Raw genomic sequence first — 20,281 nt, 5'->3', positions numbered from 1 at the left:
TGTTATGCACCATGAAAATGAGCAAAGGGAAGATTTGTATTTTATTATACCCTATTTTTGAATTAAAAGGTCAATCAATTCAAAAATAGGATGTTTTAGGCCAAGGTCATCAGTAATGCATCATCCTGTAAGTTTGCTTGCATCGGTTGCCAAAAATCTAACACCTGAGATGCCGTTAATTCTGGGTGTTGTTGATGGAAAAAGTAGCGGCCGTGGGGGCAGAGCCAAAGGCGATCGCTGGGTTTAAAGTAATGATGCCAACTTTGAAAATGATGGGGATCAATAATTACATCTTCCAATCCACCACAAACCATAAGAGGCACATCCACTCCACCGGGGGGAATCATGCAACGTTTAAATAAACTATGGGGTGAAAGGGAATTAAGCAGATCCTCTTCCAAAATTTGCATTAACGACTTGACCTTAGAAAAAGGTTGTTGCCCAAATAAATTTTGCACCATTTGGCCAAGAATCATGGCACGGCTACAGTGCAAAAATTTTGCCAAAGCATAATAATGGGCTTGCCAGTCTACGGCTGGATGAGCACCGACGGAAAGCAGTGTTAATGACCGTACTCGCTCAGGATAATATCGGGTGTAGAGCAAAGCTAGCAAGCCCCCTGTGCCATGGCCGAGCAGATGAACGGGTTCAGGGCAGGATTGCAAGTAATCATGGAGGAGGGCGATCGCCAAGGTTAAGGAATTGGCTTCATCGAGATCCTGCTGATATTCCCAGCGGGCAATTTGATATTGCTGAGAGAGCAGTCGTAAGAGGGGACGATCAAACAGTTGCAATGCAGGACTAACATTTAGCCAAACGGCATCAACGGGACGTGACATAAGCAGTTTACAGTTCAAACTAATGGGTTTTTAATCCCTTAAAATAGGGGAATGAGTGCGGGAGTGATTAGAGTCCAAATTCAGCTTTTAGCATCTGCACCCAAGTTTTAATCCGTTCATCGGTGAGTTCAGATTGATTGTCTTCATCAAGGGCAAGCCCGACAAATTTACCATTTTTAACGGCTTTGGATTCATCAAATTCATAGCCTGCGGTGGGCCAAGTACCAACAGTTTTGCCGCCAAGCTCCGTGATTTTTGCTTCTAAAATGCCGATGGCATCTTGGAAATTATCGGGATAGCCCACTTGATCCCCTACGCCAAAATAGGCGACTTTTTTACCCGTAAAATCAATTTTGTCTAGCTCTTCTTCATAAAAGCCATCCCAATCACTTTGTAGCTCACCCACATTCCAAGTAGGGCAACCAATAATAATATATTGGTGATTTTCAAAATCGCTGATATCAGCATCGGCAATATCAAAAACTTCTACTACTGAGTCTCCACCTAACGCAGATTGAATCGATTCAGCGATGGTTTGGGTGTTGCCGGTTTGGGTTCCGTAAAAGAGTGCAATGTTAGCCATGGTGATTAGTTTCAAGAAAAGATGAAGAAAAAGCAAAGGGATTTAGTGAATGTAACGATAACTAAATCCCCGTTGCTAGAGAGGAGAATAATCAAGAACAGAAAGGTTTTAAGGTTAGGATTCGAGAGAACTAAAAGCGCGTTCTACTCGTTTGAAGTCAAAGCCGAGGGCGCGGAGGGCGTGCCAGAGATGGCCTTGTAGGAAGAAGAAAGCAAGGAAGAAATGGGCATTAGCCAGCCAAGCGCGGGAGGTATGTTCACCATAGGGAAGGCTCACGGTATCGGCAAAGTAAGGGGCGATGCCAAATTTTAATTCAAGGGGTGGGCCATAGAATTCTGGGGGATAGGCTAAGGTGTTGACGGCACAGAAATAGGCTGCCACAAATCCCGCTAGGGCAATTCCCCCGAGGGAGTAGGATAAGATCGCTTCGCCGGAGAAAATCAGGGCTGATTTTGCCCATTTCATCGGTGGAATGAGAATGTGCCAAATGCCGCCGCCGATGAGCATCAAGCCCACATAAATATGACCGCCAACGAGATCTTCAAGGCTGGTAATGCTGGCGAAATGGGTTTGATAGCCGTAGATCACCCCAGGATTGAGGGTGGGTTCGGTAATTAAGCGCACGGTCTGGGTGGTAGCATCGTAAAGACCGCCCCAATACAGGGCTTTACCGGCAAGGAGTAAAGCACCCAATCCTAAAAAGAGGAGGTGATGGCCGAGAATGAGACCTAATTTAGGGGCATCATCCCAGCGAAAATGAAAGCGACGGGCGGAGCCTGTGGCTTCATCAAGATCTTTGGGGGCGCGGAGGGTGTGGAAGAGGGTTCCTGCTCCTAAAACACCGGAGGCAATCAGGTGAATGATGCCGACGACGAAGTAGGGATAGGTGTCAACGATTTGGCCGCCTTCCCCCAAACCCCAGCCGAGGGTGGCGAGGTGGGGCAGGAGAATTAAACCCTGTTCTCCCATGGGTTGGAGGGGATCGAAGTGGGAGATTTCAAAGAGGGTGAAGCTGCCGGCCCAAAAGGTGATTAGGGCGGCTTGGGCCACATGGGCGGCGACAAATAGCCCGGAGAGGTTGGCAAAGCGGGCGTTGCCGGCCCACCAGTCGTAATGGATATGGGGTTGATCGTAGGTTTGCACGGTTTTTGTCCTTAATGAGAGTATTTCTTTTTTATTTGGAGAGAGATCTCTCTCGCTTTTGTGGTTTTGGGTGAAAAACCCTAGCCCAGAGGCGATCGCCCCTGGGCTAGGGGCAATGAACTACAACGCTGAAGGCAGCGATCCCTTAACTTATTGAGACTAGTTCTCAAGAAGAATGTAAAAAATACTCTAGCACAACTATTGAGAATTAGTTGCATTAACTAAAAATATTAATTTTTATAAAAAAGCTTGACATTCCCCAAGCTTACGACAAGGGAATGCTAGAGCGATCTAGATCAATGGCAAGCCTTCACCCCCAACCCCCCAAACCCTGGGAGAGGGGAGTCGGAAGTTTCAGGAATCAAAGCGGATGGTTATAGCGTTTAATCTTGCTTGCTCAATAACCAGAACCCTGCAAACGCTTCTGTCGCCTTCGGATCTTGGATTGCCAGGAAATGCACCCCCCTCGCCCGCCCCTTCGCCGATTCAAAATCCTCCCCCTCCTTCACCGTTTGGGGTGTTTTCAGATCCGCCAAAATCCAACTGTCACTGGCCCCCGTTTCCAACCAAATCCGAGGCACAGGCTTCATTTCTAAATGGAGATAGCCCAACTCTAACCCCGACAGCCAACCCGCCAAGGGTAACGCTCGAGGAGAAAACACAATCAAACCCGGAATCACCAAATCCGGCGTGACATCCATCATTTCTAGGGGAAAAGCCTCGCCAAAACTAATGTCCCAATCGGGCATTTCTTGGAAATCCGCAGCGGGGAGAGAGACGATCGCCCACCGATCCGCTTTATCCCCCCGCACCGCATCGGGGAGGGCAATGGCATTCATGGCCGGGTATTGAACACTCGCCGCTTGGGCTGCATCGGGGTCATAGCCCGCTTCTTGGGGGTAAACTGCCGTCATCCGTTCCGTGATCCACTGCTGGAGGGCATAGGTGCGGCGACTGGCGGCGACGGGAATCCCGGCATCATCACAGGCCTTGATGATCATGTTGTTCATTTGCCGCCGGAAAAAGCGGATTTTTTGGGGAGAGGCGGGGGCCTGGGCGATCGCCTCCTCAATGGCTTCCTTCAACCAAGCGGAATTAACGGAACCGTGATCCGTGAAGCGACTAAAGCGAAACAGGGTATCGGGCGATCGCCGCACATCACCGGGACTTTCACAGATCAGCACTTCCCAACGTTTTTTCCGATTTTCATCAAAGATGGGCCGCGAATAAAAATCCAGTTCCCAAATTGTTTTGCCCATGTTGCCTGTTAAAACTAAAATTTTTTGCCTAAGGCTCCATTTTAAAGGACAGACGTAAGGATACGGTTTTCCCGAAGGTTGGGGGGATCAGCCAAAGGGTGAATTTTGACCGCCAAAGGGCTGAGGTTTGAGGACAGGATCTCGGATTGCTCTCCATGCCTCGGCAATGGGGTGACGGTTATCACAGATTCAGCGGATGCAGATCGGGTTACACAGTGGGTAGATTCACAGAGAGAGAGCCATGTCATCACCTTGCCCCAGAGAAAAAACAGCGATGATAAGGGTATCGAGAGCAAAACCCCTAAGCACCATGATGTACGACCTCCAACTCCTCCCCGGCGCAATCTCCGCTATCCTCGCTGATGTTGCTGACAGCCACCGCCTCACCCTCTCAGATCGCTTCGGTTTAATGGCGGCAGTCCTCGATGACAATTTAGATGAAGAAGAACGGCGGGCCGTGAATCGCCTGCTGCGCTCGGTACAACGGGGCCGGGTGGCGATCGCCTAATCCGCCTTTCCTGTCACGCTACTGCTCTTGAATATTTTGCATTTTGCTCTCTCCCGACCCGGTACATACCGGGTCGGTTTTGCGTTGGGGGGTTCGCTAAAATGTTGATGATCGCCGCTAAAAATATCATGATCGCCCATTCCTCCCAATTCAGCCCCCAGGAATATCTCGCCCTAGAGCACAACAGCAATCTCCGTCATGAATATCGTCAAGGCTTGGTCTATGCTATGGCAGGGAATAGTGATGATCATGATGAAATCACGCTCAACCTCATCGGTTTGATCCGGGATCAGGTGCGATCGCAGGGCTGTACGGTACGCTCTGGCACGGTGAAAGTGAATTATGCCGATGATTTTTTCTACTACCCCGATGCTTTTGTCATCTGTGACCCTCGTGATCAGGGCGATCGCTACATCAAACGCTATCCCAAACTGATTGTGGAGGTGCTTTCCCCCTCCACTGCTGCCTTTGACCGGGGGGAAAAATTCACCGACTATCAAAAACTGCCCACATTGGAGGAATACCTGCTCATTGCCCAAGACCAAATCGCCGTTGAATGTCGTCGTCGGGTTGAATGGAGCCAATGGGAGCGGGAACGATATAGCGATCCAGAACAAACCTTGCAACTCCACAGTATTGGTTTAGAGATTCCCCTTTTAAGCCTCTATCGGGGCGTGAGTTGGCTAAGTTCCCGATAATCCCCCCCAATTGATCCAAATTTCGTTCCTCGCTGGACAGTTTGGGAGAAAAATCAGCGGTATAGTGGGGACGTTCTTGCCTGCGATCGCCCCATGCTCACCCGCAAACACCTTGAATCCGTTGTGCTGCCCCTCAGTGCGATTCTCGTTGCACTCCTGCTCTTTGGACTCTTCTGTTTAGCTGCCGGAGCCAATCCCTTTGGGGTTTATGGTTCGATTTATAAAGCCGCCTTTGGCCAGTGGAGTTCCTGGCAAAATACGTTAATTCGGGCCGCACCCCTGATGCTCAGTGCTCTCTGCACCGCCCTGCCCGCCCGGTTGGGGTTGGTGATTATTGGTAATGAAGGGGCGTTAGTGATGGGAGGGATTGGGGCAATTGCTGCGGGCTTGGCCATGGGAACCGCCGCTCCCCCCTTAGTCGTGCAAATACTCATGGCCCTAACAGGGATGATTTTTGGAGGAGTCTGGATCGGGATCGCTGGAGCGTTACGCCATTGGCGGGGCGTGAATGAAACCATCAGTAGTTTATTGATGAACTATGTGGCGATCGCCCTCCTCAATCATTTGGTAGAGGGGCCCATGAAAGACCCCTCTTCCCTCAATAAACCCTCCACATTCCCCTTGGAGACGGTCTATCAGGTGGGAACGATCCCCGGCACTCGCATCCATTACGGCTTAGTCTACGGAATCATCGCCTGCATCATCGCCTATATTTTGATCCAGCGCACCACCTTTGGTTTTGCCGCCCGCACCGCAGGCGGCAACCTCCGCGCCGCCCGTATTGCCGGGTTGCCGGTGGGGCAACTCACCCTCGCCATTTGTTTTCTCGCCGGTTCCTGTGCGGGGTTGGCGGGGATGGTGGAGGTGGCCGCTGTCCATGGCCGGGCCAATGCCTCTCTCAATGTCGGCTACGGCTACGGTGGGATTTTAGTCGCCTTTGTGGCCCGCCATAACCCCCTCGCAGCGGGGGTGATTGCGGTCTTATTGGGAGGAATTTTGGCCAGTGGGGGGATATTGCAGCGATCGCACGGCCTCCCCGATGCCACCGTCCTCGTCTTTCAGGGCTTAGTGTTTCTCTGTGTCCTCTACAGTGAATCCCGCTATGGCACCATTGCCGCCCTACAACCCAAAAATCTTGCCAGCAACAACTAATCACGGAGAACAATTACCATGTCCGAAGCCTTGGGATGGTGGGGTGTACCCCTGGCGATCGCCGCTGGTACGATGCGCGGCGGCACGCCCTTTTTATTCGTCAGCTTGGGGGAATGCCTCACGGAAAAAAGCGGCAAAATTAACCTCGGTTTAGAGGGAACCCTGCTCACCGGAGCGATGACCGCCTACGCCATTTCCTACCTCACCCGCAACAGCCTCGGCAACGTCCTCGCTCCCCTTTTTGGCGTGCTTGTTGCCGGTTTAGCTGGGGCTGCTCTCGGAGCGATCCATGGTTGGCTTGCCCAGCAACGGCGGGTCAATGATGTGGCGGTGGGCATTGCCATGATTATCTTTGGCAGTGGTATCGCCTATTTCTTTGGCAAGCCCTTTATTCAACCCGTTGCCCCCCAGTTGCCCACGTTCCATCTGGGGAATTGGAGCAGTTTGCCCGCCGTCCAAGCCGCCTTTAAAATCAGTCCCCTCTTTCTTTTGGGTCTAGTCCTCGCTCCGGTGATGCAGTGGTTTTTCCGCGCCACCCGTTGGGGTTTACTGATCCGCGCCGTCGGGGATGCCCCGGAAGCCGCCCGAGCCATGGGGGTTTCCATCTTCAAAGTGCGGATGTTGAGCATTATGGGAGGCAGCTTCCTCGCTGGCATTGGTGGGGCATCCCTTTCCCTCTATTACCCTGGCGTGTGGACAGAAATGATCTCCAGTGGTCAGGGCCTCATGGCGGTGGCGTTGGTGATTTTCGCCCGCTGGAACCCGATGCAATGCCTCTATGCCTCCCTCTTATTTGGTGGAGCACAGGCCTTAGGGCCAGCGCTACAGTCCGTCGGCGTAGACTCCTTCTATTACCTCTTTAACGCCGCCCCCTATGTCCTCACCCTGGGAATTATGATCCTCACCTGCTCCCCCAAAAAGACCCTAACCGGCGCACCGGGAGCCTTAGGGAAGGAAAACTAACACCCTCAACCCCTCTCCCAAAAGGGCGAGGGGCTTCCTAGATTGCCCCCTATTCCCCGTTCCCCATTCCCCATTCCCCGTTCCCCATTCCCCCTAAGGATGAATCGTCCCATCCGGAAGCGTCGCCCCCGTCAGATTAGCATCGGTGAAACAGGTGCGATCGCACACCGCCCCCGTTAAATCCGCCCCCCTGAGGTTTGCCCCCGTTAAATTAGCTCCGGTTAAATTCGCCCCCTCAAGATGGGCAGAGGCCAAATCCGAGCGCTGTAAATCTGCTTCCTTTAAATTCGCCCCCGTCAGTTGTACCGTCGCCAAATACATCCCACTTAACAGCGTTTTACTCAAATCAACCCCCGGCGCAATTAAATAAGCACCAGACTGGGTGAGATCATAATCCACCGGAAAGCGGGTATGGCGATTATACAGAGCACCATGGAGTCCCGTTCCCGTTAGACAAGCCTCGCGGAAATCAGCATCATAGAGATAAGTCCGGCTGAGATTGGCATCCCTGAGGTTGCTGCCCACAAACTTAGCCCCCATACAACTCGCCCCCAGTAAAGTCCCATAGGTTAAATTAACGCCGCTGAGATCACAGCCTAATAATTGAGTCATCACTAAATAGGCGGCTTCTAAATCGGCCCCAATCAGACTAGCAAGGTTGAGAATGGCATAACTCAGATTGGCATGGCGTAAATCCGCCATACTTAAATCGCTGCGACTGAGGTTTACGCCTTCGAGATCCGCCGCCTCCAAAATGGCACTATTTAAACTGATGTGGCTAAAATCTGCTCGTTTTAACAGCGCCCGGGTGAGATCACTTTGCACAAACGCCGCTCCCCGCAACATCGTGCGGCTCAGATCAATGGTCGGCAAGATGAGATCACAAAAATCTCGCTCACCCTCGGCATAGCGTTGCAAGATGAATTCACGATTCATAGGGATCGGCAATGGAAAGATCTATCCGCAATTTTACGGTTTTTCCTGGCAACCCTCAGACAAAAATCCCTCTCCGCCGCAAGGGGGAGAGGGAGGGTTTAGTTTGTTTGGGGTTGTTAATAACCCAGGGTTGGCGGGGGTTGTGCTGGGGGTGATGCCTGCACCGCCTCAGCAGCCTTGGCTGTTTCCGCTGCTTTCGCGGCGTTGATCGCCTTGACTTCTTCCTCGTAAAGCTTTAACAACTCAGGCACAGTAACAAATTCATAGCCCTGCTCTCGCAGTTGTTTAATAATAAACGGCAAGGCTAAAACTGTTTGGCTGCGATTGCCGCCGCCATCGTGGAACAGCACAATCCCACCGGGAGAAGCCTCTGCCATCACCCGCTTAATAATATTGGGGGCTGAGGCGTAGTAATCCTTAGAATCGGCAGACCACATCACCACCACTTGGCCCTTTTGGGCAGCATAACCGGCCATGCCGTTATTGAGTATGCCCCCAGGGGGACGGAATAGGGTGGGGGTGAATCCGGTGGTTTGTTTAATCCAGGTATCGGTGTTGTCAATTTGGGCGGCTGCACCGGCAGGGCTTTGTTGGGCGTAGGGATGGCTCCAACTGTGGTTTGCCAAGGCATGGCCTTTCATTTGGATGTGTTTGGCCCGGTTCGGAAAGGCTTGCACACTACGACCAATGAGGAAAAATGTTGCCTTGACATCGTTATTTTCCAAGATATACAAAATATCGTTGGTGTAAGGGTCGAGGGGGCCATCATCAAAGGTGAGGGCAATAACTTTGCGACCACTGGGCAAAGGAACGGATCTAATGGTTTTGCCCCGGAAATGTTCCGGGACGGTGAAGTTCATGGCTTCGGCTTGCTGCGCTAACAGTTCAAGCTGATTGGCCCAAGCTTGATTGGCAAGGGAAGAAAGTTGATTGAGCCTGGCAGTCAGGCCACTATAGGCAACGGGGCCGCGAACGAAGGCTTGAGCTGTACGACTAATGGGACTCTGGAAGGTGACACAGAGGGTTAGGGTGGTAATAGCAAGGACAATATAGAGAAGCCACTTGGCTCTCAGTTGACCCCACCACCACTGACAGAAGGTTTGAAATGGTTTTGGACTACTCACGCTCGATCCAAAAAATGAATGGGGTATAGGGGGGCAATGTACTCAAGAAAATTTGCAATGGCCGATGATCTCACAAACTAGCAATGAGTATCCGGTTTTGATAAGCACAGCCTCGCCCCGATCATATCCGGAAATTTTACAATTTCGGATTAAATAATTTGGAATGCGGGGGAAGGTTGGGCGATCGCCTGATAATGCTCAGTAATCCGTGTGATTACGTCAGGAATTGTTAACCCATCGGTACAAAGGGCGATCGCATCTTCGGCTTGGCGCAGGGGGGCGGTTTGGCGGGTGCTATCGAGGCGATCGCGTTCTGTGAGTTGTGCCGCGACTTCTTCAACGGTGAGATGGCCATAACCCTGCTGTTGCAGTTCTGCCCACCGCCGCCGCGCCCGTTCGATGACTGAGGCCGTGAGGAAAATTTTTACTTCGGCATCGGGAAAAACATAAGTACCAATATCCCGACCTTCGGCGACAATTCCCCCCTGCTGCCCCCATTGTTGCTGTTGCCATACCAATTGCGCCCGCACAGCGCGATGGCTGGACACGGCGGAAACGGCCCGGGTGACTTCCGGGGTGCGAATGGCGGTGGTCACTTCCATGCCGTTGATCAAGACCCGTTGCACCGGCTGCTCCGGGATGAATTGGATCTCGGCACGACTGGCTAATTCGGCGATCGCCACCCCATCCTCCACATCAATGCCCAACTCCAACACCTGCCAGGTCATCGCCCGGTACATGGCCCCCGTGTCGAGATAGAGGAGGTTGAGGTTTTTCGCCAGCCGTTGGGCGACGGTGGATTTGCCCACGCCAGCGGGGCCATCAATGGCAATAATTGGCCGCCGTTGCCGCAGCGTGATGTTATCAATCAGGCGGGTGAAGCCAAACCGGACGGCGATCGCCAATAGCCCCGCTGTTTTCACTTCTTCCAAGGGGGTTAACTGTTCAGGATCCACCAATTCCACATAATCCACCACCGCATCAGGAATCGCTGCTAACTGCCGCCGCACCTGCTCCACCAAAGGGCGCACCTGGGTTTGCCCCCGCTCAAAGGCGCTGTGGGCCTGCTGGAGGCTCTGCCACAGTTGGGCCGCCTGTTCCCGTTGCTGGGGGGTGAGGTATTGATTGCGGGAACTGTAGGCCAGGCCCGAGGGTTCGCGGACAATAGCGCAGGGGCGGATCTCGACGGAAATTTTCAAATCCGCAACGAGGCGGCGGATAATCGCCAACTGCTGGGCATCTTTACGGCCAAAGTAGGCGCGATCCGGTTGGACGAGGTTGAGAAGTTGTACAACAATCGTCGCCACCCCTTGGAAATGCCCCGGCCGCTGGTTGCCACAGAGGCCTGCCACCATGGTCGCGGGGGGGTTAATCAGGGTTGGTTCATCTAAGGGGTTGGCGGTGATCCCCATTTCCGCCGCTGAGGGGGCAAACACGACATCAACACCGAGGCGATCGCACACCTCACAATCCGCTGCTAAATTTTGGGGGTAACGGTCTAAATCTTCCTGGGGGCCAAACTGAAGGGGATTGACGAAAATACTCACCACCACCAACTCATTTTCCGCCCGGGCCGCTTCCATCAGCCGCCCATGACCTTGATGCAATGCCCCCATTGTGGGCACCAGGCCCACGGTTTTACCCTGGCTCTCTTGTTCAAGATAGGCCCGTAGTCCGGCGATGGTCTGAAGCAAGCGCACCATAATCCCCTCAATTCTTTTCACAAACCAATCAATATAGGCGATCACACTGCGAAATCCAAGGGAGAAAGCAAAGGATTTTCCGGATCAATACCAAACTCTTGATCACCAAGATTCGCAAATCGTGATCCAATTCTGCCTTGGAGCCTAACTCAGGAGTTGATTAAAAATCCGATCCAACTGCCCCCGACAGGAACGGGGTGGCCGCAGGCGGTGCTGGAGGGCCACCCAGCGCTGATTAAGATTGAACCAAACCGAACGGGTGGCATCCGGGACTAAACTGGGCAACAGCAACGCCTCCATCCAGCGGTTCACCTCCGGCGGCAGTTCCCGCGTCAACCGCATGGTAAATTCCGGCGTAGAGCGGGATTCCACATAGGCCGCACTGAGGAAAGGGCGGTAAATGTCCGCCTTCTCGGTGTGTTGCTGCACCAGGGATAAAATTAACCCCTTCACCAATGCCCGCACAGGTGCTGCATCTAGCCCCATCACTTCCCGCACCAGCGTACTTTGGGCCATGGTGCTGTTGCTGTTGCTTTCATCGGTGATGCTCATGTGGGTCGCGCCCAAAATGGCAATCAGGGATTTATTAACGGTTAGCTCCCGAAAGGGTTGCAGTTGATGCTCCAAAATCGGGGCCACCGCATCGTGGTTATGACTAAACATCATCACCGGAACCATCACCTTACTGATGCCCTTTGCTCCAAAGAGATGGCCGACCACAGGGTTGAGGGCCACGGCTTGGATGATGCGGCGATCGCGAAAATTTAACGTTGTGTAGGGCAGTTTGGCTGCCGAGCATTGGAGCCAATCGGCGGGCGATCGCCCAATGGGGCTACTTTTTTGACAAAAAGACCGCAGGGCGGGCAGATCCAACTCCCCCCCCGCTAAAGCCAGGGCCGTATATCCCCCCAAGGAATGGCCCACCACCACCACCTGATCGGTATTAAACAACTTCCCCGTATTGGGCCATTGGGTCTTACGCCGTTCAATTTCATTGAGGAGGAATTGAATATCCAGGGGGCGATCGATAAATTCCTGAGCCGCCAACACCTCCCCCGGCTCCCGATTCAGGGAAATCTTCGCCAATAAATCAATATTGCTGCCGGGATGCTCTAGGGCCACCACCGTAAAACCGTAGGAGGCGAGATGTTCCCCCAAGTAGGCCATAAACCGCCGGTCAGCGGCAAAGCCATGGGAGAGGACAATCAGCGGCCCCTGGGCTTGGTGACTGTGGTAGAAATCCACCGAAATGCGTCGGCGGCGGCTGCGATCCTCAAACACCAAATTGCGATGGCGCACAGGTAACGGCCCCAATTGGCTGGGGTCAAAACTGGGGCGGGGCAAGGGGCTGCGGCTGGATTTCACCCGTAGCTGCTCTGCTAACACCGGACTGAGGATTTGGCTGTGGAGATCCGCCCGACGCAGTTGGAGCGCTAGCCGACCCGCCATGATCAGATCGATGGTTAATTCCTGTTGGGGATAGTGAGCCAGGATCGTCAACGGGGTAATTTTTTCCGCCGCGTTGAGGGTTTCATACATCGCGAACTGGAGATCGTGGCTGCTACTGTGGGGGATCGCTTGTTGCAGTTGGGCCATCAAGGTTTGGCCGTCACGGGTTTTGAGCAAATCCTGAAGGAAGCGATCAGCAATTTGACGATCAATTTCAAAGGTTTGATTGAGCAGGGCTTGGAGTTCTCCGGTGATCAGGGGGGCAAACTCTTGCAACGTGGGGGGCAGTTTTCCGGTGGCGGCAAACTGTTCGAGATCCTTCAGCGTTAGGGTGCGCTCCATGGGGCCGGCTTGGAGCCGAAGTAATTCAGTCCCTAGGGCCGGAGCAGCGAGCAAGATTCCACTGCAAGCTAGACCAAAAATGAGCAGTGTTGAACGGAGAGAAGTAAAAAAAGCACGCACAATTTTTATGAGTGACGGGAGGAAAGGGACTGATGGATTGCAGGAATTGCAGATCGAGGGCAGAACCCAAGGGAAAAAGTCAGAAATTTCTCCCTTGTGACCCTTCGGTGAGGTTAATCGGGTTTGAATGGATTGCTCACCCAGAGGTTCCAAGGTCACGAACCAGAGGCGTTCTGAGTCCCCCTAGGGGACGACAGGCTTTCATTGTACGCAAGATGACGGGGATTACTTCCGTGCGATCGCGCACATTGTATCCCTTTGTTACAGGGGAAGAGGAGAATCTAACCCCTAAAATGGAGAGATAGCTATTGATCCCCCGATGGAGGAAAGAACCGAAGGTGCTGCTCTCAAAAGGTTGTGAAATTGAACTCTACACCGGCCATCCCGACGGAACGATTGTGGGACTTTCTGATCAGATTGTGCGGGATCTCACCGGGTTTGTCCGGGAACCGGATAGTCGCAATGTTGAATATACGACGGCCCCTTTCACGGGCTACGATCGCCTCCTCTGTGCTTTGGTGCGGCCCCGCCAGCGCTTGCGGGACTATGTGAAAACCTTGGGGGACTATACCTTAATGCCGGGAAGTACCCTGAGCTTGGGGGATACGAGCCGTTTTTTCCGTTCTGACCCGGATAATCCCTACCACAGCTATATTGAGCAGACCTACCATACAACGGTGGTGACGGCCAGCGTCCATATTAATATCGGCATTGCCGATCCGGAACAGTTAATGCGGGCTTGTCGGTTGATTCGCCTGGAGGCTCCTTTATATTTAGCCTTAAGTGCTTCCTCACCCTTTTTAGATGGCCAGCCCACCGGCTCCCACTCCAGCCGCTGGAGCGTCTTTCCCCAAACCCCTGCCCATGTGCCACTGTTTAGTAGTCATCAGCATTTCATTCAATGGACTGAGGAGCAGTTAGTGCTGGGGACGATGCAAAATGTGCGCCATCTGTGGGTTTCGGTGCGCCCCAATGGCGATCGCCGTCCCTACACCCTCAATCGTCTCGAACTGCGGATCTGTGATCTGGTGAGTAACCCGATTGCGCTATTGGCGATTGTCGCTTTTTTAGAAGCGCGGCTGATCCAAATGCTCGAAGATCCTCGCCTTGACCCCCTCACCCAAAGCGAACTGACCCCCGATGAATTGCTCACCCTCACCGCCGCCAATGAACAGGCGATCGCCCGCCATAGCCTTGGGGCCACCGTGCAGCATTGGCAGGATGGCCGAGAACTCACCGCTGCGGCTTGGATTGAAGAACTTTACGGCCAACTTTGGCCCGTGGCGAAACACCATAGTTTTGGCTGTTTCCTTTCCCCCCTCCATAAAATTCTCAGCCAAGGCAATGAAGCTCAACAATGGCTGCAACAGTATGAGCAGGGGTTAACACCCCAGCAAATTCTCCAAGGGGCGATCGGAACAATGGTTCAGGCCGAGCAAGAACTCCAAGACAAGCTCTGTATCGAAATGGTGGCGTAACCCTTACTGGGTCTGGATTTGCCGCCATTTCGCGCCCTCTTTACAATACTTCACAATAACTAATCAATCGCCGCTCCCCCCCAGCTATCAGCAAAACGAATCGATAGATCTGGGGGGTAAAACACAATCTATTTATCGCATTCTAGTGATATTAATGCCCAAGGTCGTTTTAGTTCATCCGGAAATCCCCCCCAATACAGGTAATATTGCCCGCACCTGTGCCGCCACAAACACAGAGCTACACTTGGTTCAGCCCTTGGGCTTTGAACTGAGCGATCGCTACCTAAAACGGGCGGGATTAGACTATTGGCCCCATGTCAAACTTCATTGCCATGAAGATATTGATACGTTTTACCAGGTTTGTGCAGCCCAAGGCGGGCGTAAAATCGGCTTTAGCGTGACGGGAACCTGTAGTCATTTCGCTTGGCAGTATCAAGAGCAGGACTGGCTATTATTTGGCTGTGAAACCCAAGGATTACCGGCGGATGTCCTGGCCGCCTGTGATGCTACGGTCTATATCCCCATGGGCCAGCCAGCGGTACGGAGTTTAAACTTATCGGTGAGTGTGGCGGTGGGGTTATTTGAAAGCCGCCGCCAGTTGGGCTATCCCCAACTTCCACCCCGTTAGGGGCATATATTCCTAAACAGTGTTTATGAATACGGGGATTCTGGCCAGGGGCGATCGCCCCCAAGGAAGATCCCCCTTGTCAACACCCTCATTACCATCAACCCTAGGCTTACTGCTTAAGCCACGGTTATCGACCCCTCTGGCCCGGCTTCAATAGATGTTCAGAAATTGAGATAGAAGTGAAAAGAGGGCGGCGAATTCAGGTAGGGGACGGCTGAAAATTAATGCCAGAGATAGACAATCCAGGGCAATGAAAGGGGGATTTAACGCCGCATTTAGTGACTTAGGCTACGAGATCTTAAGAATTTGATAAGAAATTCCTATCAACTTATCCCCAATATGGATAGAGAGAAAACTTGTGAATCTTATGGGGGTAACACTGGAGATTTAATCAATAAACGCTATACCAGATCAGGACTTCAGCGATTTCAAGAGCCAATTGAGCAATGCTAAATTTTTGCAACGAGCCGTTTTGACCGTGATTCCTTGGGCTTGTCGTTCGGACAAAGTTCGCTTAGATTACACTTCAATTGGTTTGAACAACCTTTCCGGTTTAATCGTCTCAACTGAAGAACTCCTCTACAGTTCAGACGACTGCCCCCTCCAAAATTCAAGTTGTCTCTTGTCTATTTTGGCAAAGCAGAGTAATCTTACCTACGTCATGCCCTTCGTCAGGATTCAGTGATCACTGTCACAGGGATACGGTGAGATTCTTGAACAGACCTCACACAGTCTGTATCACCAAAGGTCACACTATTACCAATGTCCAGGAGGTCGTTTTTGAAACGCTCACTCACACAAAACGTCCAATCTGTTCCTCCCCATTCAAATCGCTCACGAGAAATGTTGGAAAAGAAAGACTTAAATCCCAAGAAAGTGAATTCTAGCGACTCTGCTCGCCGTGCTAGTGCAACTATGCTAGGAATCGCTGCTCTGTCCATGGGGGCAACCGCCGGTGTTATGCTTGTCAGTCAGGGGGAAGAGGCGATCGCCGCCGAACCCGCTCTGGTCGAACATCAAATCCGTGATGGCGAAACCCTTTGGGACCTTTCCCAATCCTATAACGTGCCAACCGAAGTCATTGCTGCCACCAATGATCTCGATAAAGAAGCAATTTTAGCCATCGGCCAAACCATTGCGATTCCCACAACGGCCCTTGAGTCTGAAGCGATTGTGGCGACACCGGAGCCTGTGCAGGTTGCCGTGGTCATCCCGACAGAAGAATCCAATCCTGTCCTTCCCACTGTCGAAGCTTCTGCCCCTGAAATCGAAGAAATCGAAGCAGCAGTCAATCTTGCCCCTACCCCCGTTGAACAACCCGAGGTTACATCGCCTCAAACCTCAACCTTGATCCACAAGGTTCAACCCGGTGAAACTCCCGGTCAACTGGCGGAACGTTATCAAATTTCCGTTGAAACCCTGCTCGCCAGCAACGACATTCGTGATCCGCGCACCTTACAAATTAATCAAGAACTGATTATTCCTGCCGAAGCCGTTACCCCAGCCCTAACGCCTGAGGTGGCAACCCAGTCGGTGAATACCGTCCCCGCCGCTACCCCGACCCAAGAAATTGCCCAAAGCACGCCGATTTTAGCGGCTCCTGTGGCGAGCAGCAGTGGTGATGGTCGGATTGATCGTCTGAAGGAAGAAATCATGCAAATGCGTGAAGAGTACCGCGCTCAACAGGCCCGGACTCGCCAAGCAGTGGAGCGGCCAACGGTACAAGCTCCCGCTGTCACCGATGCCAATCCAATCCAAGGGCAGCAAGCCTCACCGGAATGGCAGCGTCAGCAAGAACTGCGCAAGCCCGGCACTGCAAATGTCCAAGGGGCTGAACCGGGTATGATCGCCTCTGCTGCTGATGTGGTAGCCGCTGCCCCCATCCCCAGCCAAGGCTATAACCGCTTGCTGCAATTGCCCGCTGGTCAGAGTGTGGAACCCCAAATTCCGCCCCTGCAAGAGCGTGATCAGTATCTTCCCGATCGCCCCCAAGAGTTTAACGGCTTTATCTGGCCTGCTCGCGGGACGCTGACCTCTGGTTATGGCCCCCGTTGGGGACGGATGCACCGGGGGATTGATATCGCGGCTCCCACCGGAACCCCCATTTATGCGGCTGCGTCTGGGGAAGTGATTTCTGCCGGTTGGAATAATGGCGGTTATGGCAACTGGGTGCGGATTCGCCATGCTGATGGCAGTATCACCCTCTATGCTCACCACAGTCGCGTTTTGGTGCGTACTGGCGATCGCGTTGAACAGGGTCAACAAATTGCTCTGATGGGCAGCACGGGCTTCAGCACCGGCCCCCACCTCCACTTTGAAGTTCACCCTGCGGGCAGTGGTGCAACGAATCCGATGGCGTTCTTACCCAGCCGTTAGTTTCGATTCCTAATCAGCAAACCGAGCCAAAGAAAATCTTTGGCTCGGTTTTTGATTCAGATATGCGGGATCTGATGCGGATCTGATGAGCGTAGAGGCGAAAAATTTTTCGCCCCTACCACCTTTAACGTTTATTCTCGGTTAACCCTGTTGGTTGTAGGGGAGTTTGGCGAGTAACATGGCCATGGCGCAGGTTCCGGATACACCGGCAAAGGTCAACCCGGCCCCGACGAAACCGCTGAGGAAGAGAAATGCCGGGTTAACAAAGGCCCCTAACAATGTGCCGGTGAGGATGAGTGTGCCAGCAATAATTTGCACTTGGCGCATGATGCTAATCGGGGCATTTTTGTTGACTTGGGTGAGGAAGCCTGCTTGTTTCCAGGCATTCATGCCGCCTTCGAGGTGAATCACGGATTCATAACCGGCGATGATCATGCGGCGGGCAGCTTGACTGGAGCGGCTACCGCTTTCGCAATAGAGGATGAGGGTTTTATCTGCTTCGGTGGGGATTTGGGCAGGGTCAAAACTGGACAAGGAAACGCGGTGCGCTCCGGGGATGCGTTCACCGGCATATTCGGAGGGTTCGCGGACATCGACGAGGGTCACTTGCCCTTGCTCAAGCCATTGTTTGAGGGTTTTGGGGGCGATCGCTTGAATTTCGGTTTGAGTCGTCATGATTCGTTTTGAAGGATAAATAAGTGGAGATTGTGCTGCTAACGGATAGCGGGTGGATGATTGTGACAAAGAAGCCTAGACTTTTTGACCACAATGTTGGTTGGCGGGGACGGCTTCCATGATTTTTTTCGGATTAGGCAGGTTGAGGCTGCCCATTAATTCTACAAAGGCGGTTTTGCTTTGCCCAGCGAGGCGAGGATTGTACTGTTTTTCTTCCCCAATGGTAGAGACGGTTTGACCGCGATAGTCATGGCCGGGATAGACCCAGATGTGATCAGGAAGGGTGAAGAGTTTTTCGGTGATGGAGTCGTAGAGGGCTGCGGCACTGCCGCTTTGGAAATCGGTGCGGCCGCAACCTCGGATGAAGAGGCTATCGCCAGTGAGTAAATGTGTACCGTTGACGAGGTAGGTGATATCACAATGGGTATGGCCGGGGGTAGCGATCGCCTCCACCGTAATCGCCCCAATGGTGAAGCGATCGCCATCACTACAGCCAATATCCGCACAAACCACGCCGGATTCCTTGGGGGCCACCCCAGAGCAACCGGTTTTTTCCCGGAGTTTGCCTGTTCCGGTGATGTGGTCAGCATGGATATGGGTTTCAAAGCAGTAGCGTAGAGTCAAGCCCAATTCTTGAAGCAGTTGCCAATCCCGATCCACTTGCTCAATGACCGGATCAACGAAAATGGCTTCTTTGGTTTCGGGATCGGCGATCAGATAAGTATAGGTACTGGTTTCAGGATCAAAGAGTTGACGAAAAATCATCGGGGATAACCTCTGGGTTGCGATATACTGAACATATTATCATATAGTAATATGATGTGACACTAAACAGGCTAAACTTTTTGAAGCAATATGAACAAATTAGACGCAATGAACAACTGCCGTAACTCTTCCACAGTTCTGGGCCGGGTTGCCGAATATTTCAAAGTGCTCTCGGAAGTGAGTCGGCTGCAAATTCTCTGCGCCCTCAAGTCTGGAGAGAAAAATGTCACGGAAATCATTGAGTCCACAGGCTTAGGGCAGGCGAATGTCTCGAAGCATCTCAAGGTGTTAACCCAGTTGGGCATGGTGTACCGCCAACCCCAAGGCGTGACCGTGTACTACAGGATTGCTGACCCTAGCATTTTCCACATTTGTGACATTGTTTGCGATCGCCTCGCCACCAACTTGGCAGACCAAAGCCAAGACATCGAAGCCTTGAGCATTTTTCGGGAACTGTAGCCTTAAGGCCAAGTGCTGATCCGGTGGCCTTCAAGCAGAGGCGATCACATCAATGACCTGAGCTAAGGCAAAATCGTTGGCGGTTAACCCACCAGCATCATGGGTAGAGAGGGTAATCGTCACCCGATTGTAGGAAATGGCCAGATCGGGATGGTGGCCAGCGGCCTCTGCGGGTTCCACCAATTGGTTAACAAAGGCGATCGCCTCCACAAACCCCTTAAACTTCAACTCGCGGACAATGGCATTGCCCGCCAATTGCCAATGGGGGCATTGGGCCATGCTTGCGGTTACTTCAACCGTGGTTAAAAGTTTTGCCATGGAAAATACCTATGATTGTGAACAATGGGGGCTAAAAATTATCTGCCCTTACCGCATGATTCTGTCACATCCTGGTGGTAGGGGTGGTTGAGTCGGGTCTTCAAAAAGCTTTGCCATAGAAAAACCTGAAATTCTACAAAATAGGGACAAAAACTATCCGCCCCCACCGGATGATTCTGTCACATCCTGGTGGGGGCGGTCTAGTCGGGTCTTCAAAGCGATCGCTCGACTGCTGGAAGGAACTCCAGCTTAATCCAATGCAAGCACGGGTAGCTTAAAGAACGGCCCCAGCGCACAGCCAGCGATAACTCGCATGAAGACCCATGGTTTTACTACTCTCAATCATGGGCATCACCTCCTGTGTCCTATCGGCTTTAGGTTAAATGTAATCTGCGTGTAGCATAACACATTTTTTAAAACTGGCAAGCCCTGCCAACAGATTTTTGCTCGGGAATCCGGTTGGGGAATTGATGGGTGTAGGGGCGAAAAATTTTTCGCCCCTACGAGCAGATTTGTGAATACGAGAAACCCCCCTGGGTTCAGGGGGGTTTGGATACAGAGAGAAGGCTCAGGGCGAGAATCACCTAGAGGGCGTTACCGCGAGGTAGCACTTCTTCAGGGAAGATAAACCGCTCATGGGGTTGATCTTGGGGAGCCATCCAGGCCCGCATCCCTTCGTTTAAGAGAATGTTCTTCGTGTAGAACGTCTCAAACTCAGGGTCTTCGGCGGCGCGAATCTCTTGGGATACGAAGTCGTAGGCCC

Annotated in this window: 20 protein-coding genes; 8 read left to right on the top strand and 12 right to left on the bottom strand. The window is 52.5% G+C overall.

The window, feature by feature from the left end; translation table 11 throughout:
• Positions 1–95: 95 nt before the first annotated feature.
• The 4 genes from VB712_RS05185 to VB712_RS05170 all read right to left on the bottom strand — a co-directional run bounded on the left by VB712_RS05185 (position 96) and on the right by VB712_RS05170 (position 3,824).
• Positions 96–839 carry an alpha/beta hydrolase gene (locus VB712_RS05185; protein ID WP_323252825.1) on the bottom strand — a complete coding sequence of 248 codons (744 nt, stop codon included), beginning with the start codon at positions 837–839 and terminating at the stop codon, positions 96–98.
• 67 nt (positions 840–906) lie between these two features.
• The gene (gene fldA, locus VB712_RS05180) at positions 907–1,422 is read right to left on the bottom strand and encodes a flavodoxin FldA (RefSeq protein ID WP_416236257.1); all 516 of its coding nucleotides are present in this window, start codon (positions 1,420–1,422) and stop codon (positions 907–909) included.
• A gap of 114 nt (positions 1,423–1,536) precedes the next feature.
• On the bottom strand, positions 1,537–2,565 hold the full coding sequence (locus VB712_RS05175; protein ID WP_323252821.1) for a chlorophyll a/b binding light-harvesting protein: 1,029 nt from the start codon (positions 2,563–2,565) through the stop codon (positions 1,537–1,539).
• 383 nt (positions 2,566–2,948) lie between these two features.
• Entirely contained in the window at positions 2,949–3,824 is an 876-nt protein-coding gene (locus VB712_RS05170) for a Tab2/Atab2 family RNA-binding protein (RefSeq protein ID WP_323252820.1), read from the bottom strand.
• Between the two features lie 313 nt (positions 3,825–4,137).
• Here VB712_RS05170 and VB712_RS05165 point away from each other — a divergent pair, with 313 nt between their 5' ends.
• The 4 genes from VB712_RS05165 (at position 4,138) to VB712_RS05150 (ending at position 7,145) form a co-directional block, all read left to right on the top strand.
• A complete protein-coding gene (locus VB712_RS05165; protein WP_416236256.1) occupies positions 4,138–4,332 on the top strand; it encodes a hypothetical protein in 195 nt (64 codons plus the stop codon).
• 128 nt (positions 4,333–4,460) lie between these two features.
• Positions 4,461–5,030, top strand: coding sequence for a Uma2 family endonuclease (locus VB712_RS05160; RefSeq protein ID WP_416236255.1), 570 nt, complete (start codon positions 4,461–4,463; stop codon positions 5,028–5,030).
• A 93-nt stretch (positions 5,031–5,123) separates the two neighbouring features.
• Positions 5,124–6,182 (top strand): ABC transporter permease, encoded by a 1,059-nt coding sequence (locus tag VB712_RS05155; RefSeq protein WP_323252814.1) that lies wholly within the window; start codon positions 5,124–5,126, stop codon positions 6,180–6,182.
• 18 nt (positions 6,183–6,200) lie between these two features.
• On the top strand, positions 6,201–7,145 hold the full coding sequence (locus VB712_RS05150; protein ID WP_323252813.1) for an ABC transporter permease: 945 nt from the start codon (positions 6,201–6,203) through the stop codon (positions 7,143–7,145).
• A gap of 93 nt (positions 7,146–7,238) precedes the next feature.
• Here VB712_RS05150 and VB712_RS05145 read toward each other — a convergent pair whose 3' ends face one another.
• The 4 genes from VB712_RS05145 to VB712_RS05130 form a co-directional block, all read right to left on the bottom strand.
• Positions 7,239–8,081, bottom strand: a complete 843-nt coding sequence (locus VB712_RS05145; RefSeq protein WP_323252811.1) for a pentapeptide repeat-containing protein — start codon at positions 8,079–8,081, stop codon at positions 7,239–7,241.
• Positions 8,082–8,197: 116 nt separating this feature from the next.
• Complete coding sequence (locus tag VB712_RS05140; RefSeq protein ID WP_323252809.1) at positions 8,198–9,205, bottom strand: polysaccharide deacetylase family protein; 1,008 nt, start codon at positions 9,203–9,205, stop codon at positions 8,198–8,200.
• A gap of 149 nt (positions 9,206–9,354) precedes the next feature.
• Positions 9,355–10,908, bottom strand: a complete 1,554-nt coding sequence (locus VB712_RS05135) for a bifunctional pantoate--beta-alanine ligase/(d)CMP kinase (RefSeq protein ID WP_416236254.1) — start codon at positions 10,906–10,908, stop codon at positions 9,355–9,357.
• A 144-nt stretch (positions 10,909–11,052) separates the two neighbouring features.
• Positions 11,053–12,753, bottom strand: coding sequence for an alpha/beta hydrolase (locus VB712_RS05130; RefSeq protein WP_323252805.1), 1,701 nt, complete (start codon positions 12,751–12,753; stop codon positions 11,053–11,055).
• Positions 12,754–13,157: 404 nt separating this feature from the next.
• On the opposite strand from VB712_RS05130, the gene gshA reads away from it, so the two are divergent.
• The 3 genes from gshA (at position 13,158) to VB712_RS05115 (ending at position 17,301) form a co-directional block, all read left to right on the top strand.
• Positions 13,158–14,297: a glutamate--cysteine ligase gene (gene gshA / locus VB712_RS05125; RefSeq protein ID WP_323252803.1), complete on the top strand. Its 1,140-nt coding sequence runs from the start codon at positions 13,158–13,160 to the stop codon at positions 14,295–14,297.
• Between the two features lie 154 nt (positions 14,298–14,451).
• Positions 14,452–14,925, top strand: coding sequence for a tRNA (cytidine(34)-2'-O)-methyltransferase (locus VB712_RS05120; protein ID WP_323252801.1), 474 nt, complete (start codon positions 14,452–14,454; stop codon positions 14,923–14,925).
• Positions 14,926–15,840: 915 nt separating this feature from the next.
• Positions 15,841–17,301, top strand: coding sequence for a peptidoglycan DD-metalloendopeptidase family protein (locus VB712_RS05115; RefSeq protein WP_323252799.1), 1,461 nt, complete (start codon positions 15,841–15,843; stop codon positions 17,299–17,301).
• 141 nt (positions 17,302–17,442) lie between these two features.
• On the opposite strand, the gene VB712_RS05110 is transcribed toward VB712_RS05115, so the two are convergent.
• Complete coding sequence (locus tag VB712_RS05110) at positions 17,443–17,976, bottom strand: rhodanese-like domain-containing protein (protein WP_323252797.1); 534 nt, start codon at positions 17,974–17,976, stop codon at positions 17,443–17,445.
• Between the two features lie 75 nt (positions 17,977–18,051).
• Positions 18,052–18,741, bottom strand: coding sequence for an MBL fold metallo-hydrolase (locus tag VB712_RS05105; RefSeq protein ID WP_323252795.1), 690 nt, complete (start codon positions 18,739–18,741; stop codon positions 18,052–18,054).
• Positions 18,742–18,831: 90 nt separating this feature from the next.
• On the opposite strand from VB712_RS05105, the gene VB712_RS05100 reads away from it, so the two are divergent.
• Entirely contained in the window at positions 18,832–19,200 is a 369-nt protein-coding gene (locus VB712_RS05100) for a metalloregulator ArsR/SmtB family transcription factor (RefSeq protein WP_323252793.1), read from the top strand.
• Between the two features lie 30 nt (positions 19,201–19,230).
• On the opposite strand, the gene VB712_RS05095 is transcribed toward VB712_RS05100, so the two are convergent.
• Both VB712_RS05095 and VB712_RS05090 read right to left on the bottom strand, forming a co-directional pair.
• Complete coding sequence (locus VB712_RS05095) at positions 19,231–19,518, bottom strand: 4a-hydroxytetrahydrobiopterin dehydratase (RefSeq protein WP_323252791.1); 288 nt, start codon at positions 19,516–19,518, stop codon at positions 19,231–19,233.
• A 584-nt stretch (positions 19,519–20,102) separates the two neighbouring features.
• Positions 20,103–20,281 (bottom strand): photosystem II protein D2 (locus tag VB712_RS05090; protein WP_323252885.1); only part of this gene is annotated, 179 nt, incomplete at its 5' end.

This window comes from Spirulina sp. CCNP1310 (genome assembly GCF_034932185.1).
In the GTDB taxonomy this organism is placed as follows: Bacteria; Cyanobacteriota; Cyanobacteriia; order Cyanobacteriales; family Spirulinaceae; genus Spirulina.
This window is presented reverse-complemented; position numbering and strand designations above follow the sequence as displayed.

What these genes read in the sequence shown, in the direction of transcription:
- VB712_RS05110 (WP_323252797.1), bottom strand. Translation starts at nt 17,976, where the DNA reads ATGACGACTCAAACCGAAATTCAAGCGATCGCCCCCAAAACCCTCAAA.
- VB712_RS05155 (WP_323252814.1), top strand. Translation starts at nt 5,124, where the DNA reads ATGCTCACCCGCAAACACCTTGAATCCGTTGTGCTGCCCCTCAGTGCG.
- VB712_RS05165 (WP_416236256.1), top strand. Translation starts at nt 4,138, where the DNA reads ATGTACGACCTCCAACTCCTCCCCGGCGCAATCTCCGCTATCCTCGCT.
- VB712_RS05105 (WP_323252795.1), bottom strand. Translation starts at nt 18,741, where the DNA reads ATGATTTTTCGTCAACTCTTTGATCCTGAAACCAGTACCTATACTTAT.
- VB712_RS05170 (WP_323252820.1), bottom strand. Translation starts at nt 3,824, where the DNA reads ATGGGCAAAACAATTTGGGAACTGGATTTTTATTCGCGGCCCATCTTT.
- VB712_RS05185 (WP_323252825.1), bottom strand. Translation starts at nt 839, where the DNA reads ATGTCACGTCCCGTTGATGCCGTTTGGCTAAATGTTAGTCCTGCATTG.
- VB712_RS05120 (WP_323252801.1), top strand. Translation starts at nt 14,452, where the DNA reads ATGCCCAAGGTCGTTTTAGTTCATCCGGAAATCCCCCCCAATACAGGT.
- VB712_RS05115 (WP_323252799.1), top strand. Translation starts at nt 15,841, where the DNA reads ATGCTAGGAATCGCTGCTCTGTCCATGGGGGCAACCGCCGGTGTTATG.
- fldA (WP_416236257.1), bottom strand. Translation starts at nt 1,422, where the DNA reads ATGGCTAACATTGCACTCTTTTACGGAACCCAAACCGGCAACACCCAA.
- VB712_RS05095 (WP_323252791.1), bottom strand. Translation starts at nt 19,518, where the DNA reads ATGGCAAAACTTTTAACCACGGTTGAAGTAACCGCAAGCATGGCCCAA.
- VB712_RS05135 (WP_416236254.1), bottom strand. Translation starts at nt 10,908, where the DNA reads ATGGTGCGCTTGCTTCAGACCATCGCCGGACTACGGGCCTATCTTGAA.
- VB712_RS05150 (WP_323252813.1), top strand. Translation starts at nt 6,201, where the DNA reads ATGTCCGAAGCCTTGGGATGGTGGGGTGTACCCCTGGCGATCGCCGCT.
- VB712_RS05160 (WP_416236255.1), top strand. Translation starts at nt 4,461, where the DNA reads ATGATCGCCCATTCCTCCCAATTCAGCCCCCAGGAATATCTCGCCCTA.
- VB712_RS05100 (WP_323252793.1), top strand. Translation starts at nt 18,832, where the DNA reads ATGAACAAATTAGACGCAATGAACAACTGCCGTAACTCTTCCACAGTT.
- VB712_RS05145 (WP_323252811.1), bottom strand. Translation starts at nt 8,081, where the DNA reads ATGAATCGTGAATTCATCTTGCAACGCTATGCCGAGGGTGAGCGAGAT.